Here is a 7,625-nt window from a genome sequence, read left to right on the forward strand (position 1 = left end):
CCGGATACCCTCAGTGGATGTCTTTCCAGTATTCGCGGTTCAACAGGTACGCAAAGATGAAGAAGACGCCGATGAAGATCAGCACATACACGCCAATCCGCTTGCGGTCCATCAGAGCTGGCTCACCCAGATAAACCAGGAAATTGGTCAGGTCATACATAGCCCGATCAAACTCTTCGGGATCCATGCTGCCTTCAATGGCCCACTCTTCGCAGGCCTCATCGCCAACCACCTCACCCGTGGATGGATCCACTTTGGGATCTTGGCCGAAATGCGGCGGTTCCGCGCAGAGACCACCCTGATTGACCATCACATGGGGCATGCCCACGTTCTCGAAGACCGAGTTGTTCACACCAAGGGGCCGGCTTTCGTCCTTATAGAACGCCCGAAGGTAAGAGTAGAGCCAATCCGGGCCATTCACCCTTGCCGTCAACGTCAGGTCCGGGGGCGCATTACCAAACCAGGAGGCCGCCTGCTCATCCGGCATGGCATTGTGCATCAACTCACCAATGCGGGCATCCGTAAAGATCAGGTTCTGTTCATACAGCTCCTTGGGAATCCCGAGGTCCTTCGCACTGCGCTTATAGCGCTGATATTGGGCTGAATGGCAGCCCATGCAGTAGTTGGTGAAGATCTGCGCACCGCGTTGCAGCGAGGCCTTATCGCCAAGATCCGGCTCCATGCTGTCAAGATTGCCACCGCCGCCACCGGCCGCCGAGGCGACGACCGGGATGCACATAGCCAGTAGAACGGTCAGAAACTGTTTCATTTGGTTGTCACCCTCTCCGGAACCGGTTTCGTGGACTCTATCCGTGTATAGAAGGGCATCAGGATGAAGAAACCGAAGTAGATCGCCGTGCCGATCTGCGCAAGCATCGTCTTGATCGGCGTCGCCGGCTCAGCCCCCAGATAGCCAAGCATCACGAAACTCGCAGCAAACAGGGCCAAAGCGCAACGGCTGAACCACCCCTTGTAACGCATTGAGCGTACCGGACTTCGGTCGAGCCAGGGCAGTATGAAGAGGATCGCAATCGCCGCCCCCATAACGACGACCCCCCAGAATTGCGAGGAAAGACCGAACAGATTGAAGGTGATTGCCCGCAGCATTGCGTAGAAAGGCGTGAAGTACCAGACCGGCGCAATGTGATCCGGTGTCTGTAGCGGATCCGCATGCTGGAAGTTCGGCTTCTCGATGAAGTAGCCGCCCATCTCGGGGAAGTAGAAAACCACGATGGCGAAAACAGCAAAGAAGACCGCGATCGGCACCAAATCGTGCACAGTGTAGTAAGGATGGAACGGTATCCCGTCCTTTGGAATACCGTTGGCGTCCTTGTTCTTCTTGATATCGATACCATCGGGGTTGTTGGACCCCACCTCATGCAGCGCAAGAATGTGCAGTATGACCAGGCCGATCAGAACCATGGGCATCGCCACAACATGCAGTGCAAAGAACCGATGGAGCGTCGCCCCTGAAATGAGGTAGTCACCCCGGATCCACAGTGCCAGATCCTCGCCAATGCCCGGGATCGCGCTGAACAGATTGATTATGACCTGCGCTCCCCAATAGGACATCTGCCCCCAGGGCAGAACATAGCCCATAAACGCTTCCGCCATGAGGATCAGATAGATCGCCATACCGAAGATCCAGATCAGCTCACGTGGCTTCTGGTAGGAGCCATACATGAGACCGCGGAACATATGCAGATAAACCACAATGAAGAACATTGAGGCCCCGGTGGAATGCATGTAGCGCAACAGCCACCCGTAATTCACATCACGCATGATGTACTCAACGGAGGCAAACGCATCCTCGGCTGTGGGCGTGTACATCATTGTCAGCCAGATGCCTGTCAGCAGCTGGTTGACCAGAACCAGCATCGAGAGGACGCCGAAAACGTACCAGATGTTGAAGTTTTTGGGCGCGTAGTATTTGCTCATGTGGCGCTCGAAAGCGTCCACTACCGGCAACCTGTCGTCTACCCACTTAAGTAGCTTACTCATGCTGCATCCTCCGGATCGACGCCAATGGCGATGGTCTGACCATCATCCTCAAATCGGTGGGGGGGAACCACAAGATTTGTAGGTGCCGGAACACCGGTGAAGACTCGACCCGCAAGGTCAAACTTAGAGCCATGGCAGGCACAGAAGAAACCGCCCGGCCATTCGTTTCCAAGTCCCTCCGCACCTTCCGTCGGCCGGAAGCTCGGCGAACACCCGAGGTGGGTGCAGATGCCCACAACCACGAGGAATTCAGGCTTAAGGGAGCGGTGATGTCCATCAATATAAGTAGGCTGCTGGGGTTCTTCAGACTCTGGGTCTTCCAACCGATCCGAAATCCCGTCCAGATTGTCCAGCATCTCCTGTGAGCGCCGCACAACCCATACCGGTTTACCCCGCCACTCAACGGTTACCCGCTGACCAACATCAATCTTGGATATATTCAACCTGCGCGGGGCCCCAGCTGCTTCGGCTTTAGCACTGGGCCACCACGAACTGACAAACGGCACCGCGGCTCCAACAGCCCCGACGCCACCAACAACCGTCGTTGCGCCCACAAGAAAGCGCCGCCGACCGTGGTTCACGTCGCCATTGCTCATACTGGCCTTCTCCCATTAAGCGTTCCCGTGCCGAGGCGGTCATTCGGCACACTCGATTGGCTCCTGATCCGGTCGTAAATAACCCGTATCAAAACGACCAAATGTTATTTAATTCAGTCACCGCTTACAAGTTCGCAACATTCCATAGCCCGACACAAAAAGGCCCGATCTATAAATCGGGCCTTCAAGGGCAGCCGTCGAGGACGGCTTAGCGCTTGGAGTACTGCGGCCGTTTACGCGCCTTGCGAAGACCAACCTTCTTACGCTCAACCGCGCGATCATCACGCGTGACGTATCCCGCACGGCGCAGAGCCGGGCGCAGGGTGTCATCATAGTCCATGAGCGCACGTGTGAGACCATGACGGACCGCACCGGCCTGCCCACTGGGACCACCACCACTGACGCTGATCTTGATATCGAACCGATCTTCGGCATCAGCAACCACCAGTGGCTGCTTGACGATCATCCGAAGAGTGTCCCGACCGAAGAACTGTTCCAGGGACTCCCCGTTGACTTCGATGTTACCGCTGCCGGGCTTAATGAACACCCGCGCGGAAGACGTCTTGCGACGACCGGTACCGTAGTTATAAGTAGCTGACATAATCGCCTTCCGTTTAAATCTCGAGTTGCTGGGGCTGCTGTGCGGCGTGCGGATGCTCATCGCCGACATAGACTTTGAGCTTCCGGTACATGGCACGGCCCAGCGGACCACGCGGCAGCATACCCTTCACCGAATACTCGATGACACGCTCGGGATGACGCCGGATCATCTCTTCGAAGTTCATCGAACGCAGCCCACCCGGAAAACCGGTATGGCGATAGTAGTGCTTCTGCGTGCTCTTTTTGCCAGTCACGCGCACTTTTTCTGCATTGATGACCACAATGTAGTCACCCGTGTCCACATGGGGGGTAAATTCCGGTTTATGCTTGCCCCGAAGACGACGGGCAATTTCCGTTGAAAGACGTCCAAGCGTCTTGTCAGCCGCGTCCACAACGAACCAGTCGCGTGAGACGCTTTCCGGTTTTGCACTCTGAGTTTTCATGAATCCCGCCTTGAATCAATAAGCCATGACGCCACGTCCCGCGAGGGCCGCGACGTGTAATCACAACCAGGTATCAGCCGGGTCCGCATCGGGGCTGGGCTGCGGATCCCGCCAAAAGCCAAGTGCGGCATTATACCGGAGCACCCTGTTCCTGCAAACCCTCATCGTTCATTCGCTGCATGAACAGTCGCAAAGTATTTTCCCGAACATGTCCTGCAACCAGTTCTTTGGGCTCTTTCCTGAGCGCGCACAACGCATCCAGTATTCTGGGCAGATTGAGCGGCGTATTGCCTTCTGACGAAACCCCCTCGGGCGCAAGCCCTGGTGCGTCGGTTTCCAACACCAGCGACTCCAGAGGCAGATCCGCCATGACACGATGGGTCTTGCGGGCACGCCCATGTGTGATGACACCACTAACGCCGATGAACGCCCCACGATCAACCAGCGCCCGGGCCTGCTCCCAGGAACCGCTGAAACCATGCATCAGAACGGGCGGCTCAAAGTGCGCCTGACGCAGCAGAGAGAGAACCGTATCGTGGGTTCCTACACTGTGAATCAGCAGTGGCCGGTCATAGCGCTGCGCCAAGTGGATCTGGGCTTCGAAGATACCGCGTTGCTGGGCCAGCGGCGGGCCACGCCGGATGTCCAGTCCGCACTCTCCCACTGCTACGATCTGGTTATTTACAGCCAGAAGCTGCTCCAGCTCGTCCAGACTGTCGTCATTGGCCTGTGCCGCCCACCAGGGGTGAAGCCCCAGAGCTGGTAGCAGTATGGGGTGCTCCCAAGCCAGATTGAGGATCTTCCGCCAGCTCTCCCGAATGGTTCCCGGCACCACAATCCGACGGATACCAGTTTGGAAGCAGCTAGCCAGCAACTGCTTACGCTGGTTATCAAAACTCGCAAAGTCGATATGACAATGGGCATCAATCATTGTTTGTGGGTGTGCTTTACCGTTCCTTCGTCTTATGGAACGACACATCCGGATAGCGCTCCTGTACAAGCTGTAGATTAACCATGGTCGGCGCTATATAGGTGAGATTGTCGCTGCCATCCAGCGCCAGGTTCTCCTGATTCTTGCGCTCGAATTCTTCAAGCATTTTGGGATCATCACAGGTGATCCAGCGTGCTGTTGCCACGTTAATCGGTTCATAGACGGCATCCACGCCGTATTCATCCTTCAGGCGCGCAACCACCACATCAAACTGGAGCGACCCCACCGCGCCCACGATCAGATCATTGTTACGTACCGGCCGGAAAACCTGAACCGCGCCTTCCTCAGAAAGCTGGATAAGGCCTTTCTGGAGCTGTTTGGCCTTCATCGGATCACGCAGCTGGATGCGACGGAACAGCTCCGGCGCAAAGTTGGGAATCCCGGTGAAACGATCCTTCTCCCCCTCGGTGAAGGTGTCCCCGAGCTGGATGGTGCCGTGATTGTGGAGACCGATGATGTCACCGGCCACCGCCTCATCAGCACGTTCCCGGTCTCCGGCCATGAAGGTGAGCGCATCACTGATCCGGACATCCTTGCCGATGCGCACATGATGGATTTTCATGCCCTGCTGGTAACGCCCGGACACGATCCGGAGGAAGGCAATACGGTCACGGTGCTTGGGATCCATGTTCGCCTGGATCTTGAATACAAACCCGGAGAATTTCTCTTCCGCCGCCTCGACCGGTCGCTGCGTCAGCTCCCGAGTCTGAGGCGATGGCGCCCACTCGACCAGCCCGTCGAGCATATGATCCACACCGAAGTTACCCAATGCTGTTCCAAAATAGACTGGCGTCAGCTCGCCCTTTAGAAAGGCGTCTAGGTCGAACTCATGGGACGCGCCCTTGACCAGCTCAATCTCTTCACGCAGCTCATCGGCATAGTCGCCGATCGCCTCATCCAGTTCTGGATTGTCGAGACCGCTGATGACACGGCTGTCCTGAATCTTGTGGCCCTGGCCAGACTCGTACAGGATTACTTCATCCCGCAGAAGGTGATAGACCCCCTTGAACTGCTTTCCCATGCCGATGGGCCAGGTAATGGGGGCACAGGCAATATTGAGAACATCCTCAACTTCATCCATAAGCTCCACCGGATCGCGCACATCCCGATCCAACTTGTTCATGAAAGTGAGGATGGGCGTATCCCGCAGTCGGGTAACTTCCATCAGCTTGATGGTGCGCTCCTCCACACCCTTGGCCGCATCAATGACCATCAGACAGGAATCCACGGCTGTAAGCGTGCGGTAGGTGTCCTCTGAAAAGTCGGCATGGCCGGGCGTATCAAGCAGATTCACCAAACAATCCTGGTACGGGAACTGCATCACGGAGGTGGTCACGGAAATACCGCGCTGTTTCTCCATATCCATCCAGTCGGACTTGGCATGCTGACCGGACTTTTTACCTTTTACGGTGCCTGCACTCTGAAGGGCGTTGCCGAAAAGCAGTACCTTCTCCGTGATCGTGGTCTTACCCGCGTCCGGGTGGGAGATAATTGCAAAAGTACGGCGTTTACGGACTTCCTCAGTAAAATCGCTCATGGCGTTGGTTCTGCTCTCCGTCTGGGACGCTCCGGCGAAAGGAAGGCGATTGTAGCAGTTCAGCCACCGCTGGCACGAACCGAGGCAAGCTTAAGCGCCATGATGTGCGCGGCTTCAGTATCCTCTAATGCCGGATAATAACCTGGTCGGGTAGCAACGTGCTCAAACCCCTCACTCGCATAAAGTCGCTGTGCCGTCTCGTTGGTTTCGCGAACCTCCAGTGTCAACGTCGCCATTCCGACCCTTTGCATACTGGCGAGCCAGTACCTCAACAGATACCGCCCCACGCCCTGACCCTGAAATTGCCCGTGGACACAGAGATTCATCAGGTGAGCCTCATCAAGCAAGTGCCAGTCAACAACGAACCCAACAAGGGCATCACCATACCAAGCACCATGAAACCCATACTCGCGGCCACTGCACGTAAGGTATTGCCCCTCGGTCCAAGGATGGCGAGTCCCGGTGTGCTCAAGCGCCATCATGGCCGAAACATCGCTCGCGTGGAGCGCTGTTACCTGCAACTCGCTCTGTTCCAGCCTTATCCAGTCATTCCCGGGCGACGTCACACCTGACTCCTCGCCAGAATTGGTTTCAGCTGTTCCCAGAGCGTTCGTTTGTAAGACGGCTCGGACAGCAGATCCTCAATAGAATAAGCTGTGGAAAGGGCTACCGCCTGACCCTGCGAGCCGATTGCTCCTGCCAGGGTGCTATTCCGTCCTGCCCCAAGAAGAATCCAATGCTGCGATATCGAGGGCCGCACCAAGCGCTCAACCACCTGATTAAAAGCGCCAAAGTTATTGCCTGGGAGCTCAGGATTGTCGAAAGGTGGCCAACGCACCACAACCGCATCAGCCTCCACCCCAGCACCCAGGGCCCGGAGGATGTTACGCCCAAGCCGGTTCCGAGCGTCATGGGGCAATTGCCCGGTAATGGCAGCCAAAAGACTGAACCTTTCGCTGTGCCAGACCATGGCATTTAATGGCGTAAGGCTGGGCTGCGCGGTATCTGACTCTACCTCAGTTTCTGGGGCTGGGTCAGCGTCTGTAGCTGGCTCAACTTGCGGCTGCGCTCTTTGAGCGCTTGCTTGTGGCCCGAGTGCCTGGCGCACGGCGTCCAGAGAAGTGCCCTGATTGCGTTTTTTAACCTGCGGAGACGATTTTGACGGACTCTCGAGGGCCTGATTGTCACCGGCATCCATTGGAGCCACAGGCTCAGCAGGAGATCGCGGAGAGGGTGCGGCGCCTGGCAGCGGCCAGCGGGCGCACCAGGGCTCAATACCCAGTGTGGTCAGATAATAGCGGCGCAAATGTTCATCCATGGCTACCATTATACACACAAAAAAGCCCCGCGCGGAGTTGCCGGCGGGGCTTGGGTGTAGGGGCCTGACGATGACCTACTCTCGCATGGGATCTCCCACACTACCATCGGCGCTGAGTCGTTTCACTTCTGAGTTCGGC

9 protein-coding genes and 1 rRNA gene are annotated in these 7,625 nt (G+C 56.7%); all 10 read right to left on the reverse strand.

Annotated features, from left to right (window positions below; genetic code table 11):
- Positions 1-10: 10 nt before the first annotated feature.
- The gene (locus tag AAF659_RS13995) at positions 11-769 is read right to left on the reverse strand and encodes a cytochrome c1 (RefSeq protein ID WP_349752398.1); all 759 of its coding nucleotides are present in this window, start codon (positions 767-769) and stop codon (positions 11-13) included.
- Entirely contained in the window at positions 766-2,001 is a 1,236-nt protein-coding gene (locus AAF659_RS14000; protein ID WP_349752399.1) for a cytochrome b, read from the reverse strand. The genes AAF659_RS13995 and AAF659_RS14000 overlap by 4 nt, the downstream gene beginning before the upstream one ends.
- Positions 1,998-2,597 carry a ubiquinol-cytochrome c reductase iron-sulfur subunit gene (gene petA / locus AAF659_RS14005; protein WP_349752400.1) on the reverse strand — a complete coding sequence of 200 codons (600 nt, stop codon included), beginning with the start codon at positions 2,595-2,597 and terminating at the stop codon, positions 1,998-2,000. The genes AAF659_RS14000 and petA overlap by 4 nt, the downstream gene beginning before the upstream one ends.
- Positions 2,598-2,805: 208 nt before the next feature.
- Positions 2,806-3,198: a 30S ribosomal protein S9 gene (gene rpsI, locus AAF659_RS14010; RefSeq protein WP_349752401.1), complete on the reverse strand. Its 393-nt coding sequence runs from the start codon at positions 3,196-3,198 to the stop codon at positions 2,806-2,808.
- 13 nt (positions 3,199-3,211) lie between these two features.
- On the reverse strand, positions 3,212-3,640 hold the full coding sequence (gene rplM, locus AAF659_RS14015; protein ID WP_349752402.1) for a 50S ribosomal protein L13: 429 nt from the start codon (positions 3,638-3,640) through the stop codon (positions 3,212-3,214).
- Positions 3,641-3,770: 130 nt separating this feature from the next.
- Complete coding sequence (locus AAF659_RS14020; RefSeq protein WP_349752403.1) at positions 3,771-4,571, reverse strand: TatD family hydrolase; 801 nt, start codon at positions 4,569-4,571, stop codon at positions 3,771-3,773.
- 16 nt (positions 4,572-4,587) lie between these two features.
- Positions 4,588-6,168: a peptide chain release factor 3 gene (prfC, locus tag AAF659_RS14025; RefSeq protein ID WP_349752404.1), complete on the reverse strand. Its 1,581-nt coding sequence runs from the start codon at positions 6,166-6,168 to the stop codon at positions 4,588-4,590.
- 59 nt (positions 6,169-6,227) lie between these two features.
- Positions 6,228-6,734 carry a ribosomal protein S18-alanine N-acetyltransferase gene (rimI, locus tag AAF659_RS14030; protein WP_349752405.1) on the reverse strand — a complete coding sequence of 169 codons (507 nt, stop codon included), beginning with the start codon at positions 6,732-6,734 and terminating at the stop codon, positions 6,228-6,230.
- Positions 6,731-7,486: a hypothetical protein gene (locus AAF659_RS14035; RefSeq protein WP_349752406.1), complete on the reverse strand. Its 756-nt coding sequence runs from the start codon at positions 7,484-7,486 to the stop codon at positions 6,731-6,733. The genes rimI and AAF659_RS14035 overlap by 4 nt, the downstream gene beginning before the upstream one ends.
- Before the next feature lie 62 nt (positions 7,487-7,548).
- Positions 7,549-7,625, reverse strand: a 5S ribosomal RNA gene (gene rrf / locus AAF659_RS15160); the annotation flags it as partial.

The sequence above is a fragment of the Salicola sp. Rm-C-2C1-2 genome (assembly GCF_040196175.1).
Classification (GTDB): Bacteria; Pseudomonadota; Gammaproteobacteria; order Pseudomonadales; family Oleiphilaceae; genus Halospina.

Bases quoted from the DNA above. Each gene is read 5' to 3' on its own strand.
- rpsI (WP_349752401.1), bottom strand. From the start codon at position 3,198: ATGTCAGCTACTTATAACTACGGTACCGGTCGTCGCAAGACGTCTTCC.
- petA (WP_349752400.1), bottom strand. From the start codon at position 2,597: ATGAGCAATGGCGACGTGAACCACGGTCGGCGGCGCTTTCTTGTGGGC.
- AAF659_RS14020 (WP_349752403.1), bottom strand. From the start codon at position 4,571: ATGATTGATGCCCATTGTCATATCGACTTTGCGAGTTTTGATAACCAG.
- AAF659_RS14035 (WP_349752406.1), bottom strand. From the start codon at position 7,486: ATGGATGAACATTTGCGCCGCTATTATCTGACCACACTGGGTATTGAG.
- AAF659_RS14000 (WP_349752399.1), bottom strand. From the start codon at position 2,001: ATGAGTAAGCTACTTAAGTGGGTAGACGACAGGTTGCCGGTAGTGGAC.
- AAF659_RS13995 (WP_349752398.1), bottom strand. From the start codon at position 769: ATGAAACAGTTTCTGACCGTTCTACTGGCTATGTGCATCCCGGTCGTC.
- rplM (WP_349752402.1), bottom strand. From the start codon at position 3,640: ATGAAAACTCAGAGTGCAAAACCGGAAAGCGTCTCACGCGACTGGTTC.
- prfC (WP_349752404.1), bottom strand. From the start codon at position 6,168: ATGAGCGATTTTACTGAGGAAGTCCGTAAACGCCGTACTTTTGCAATT.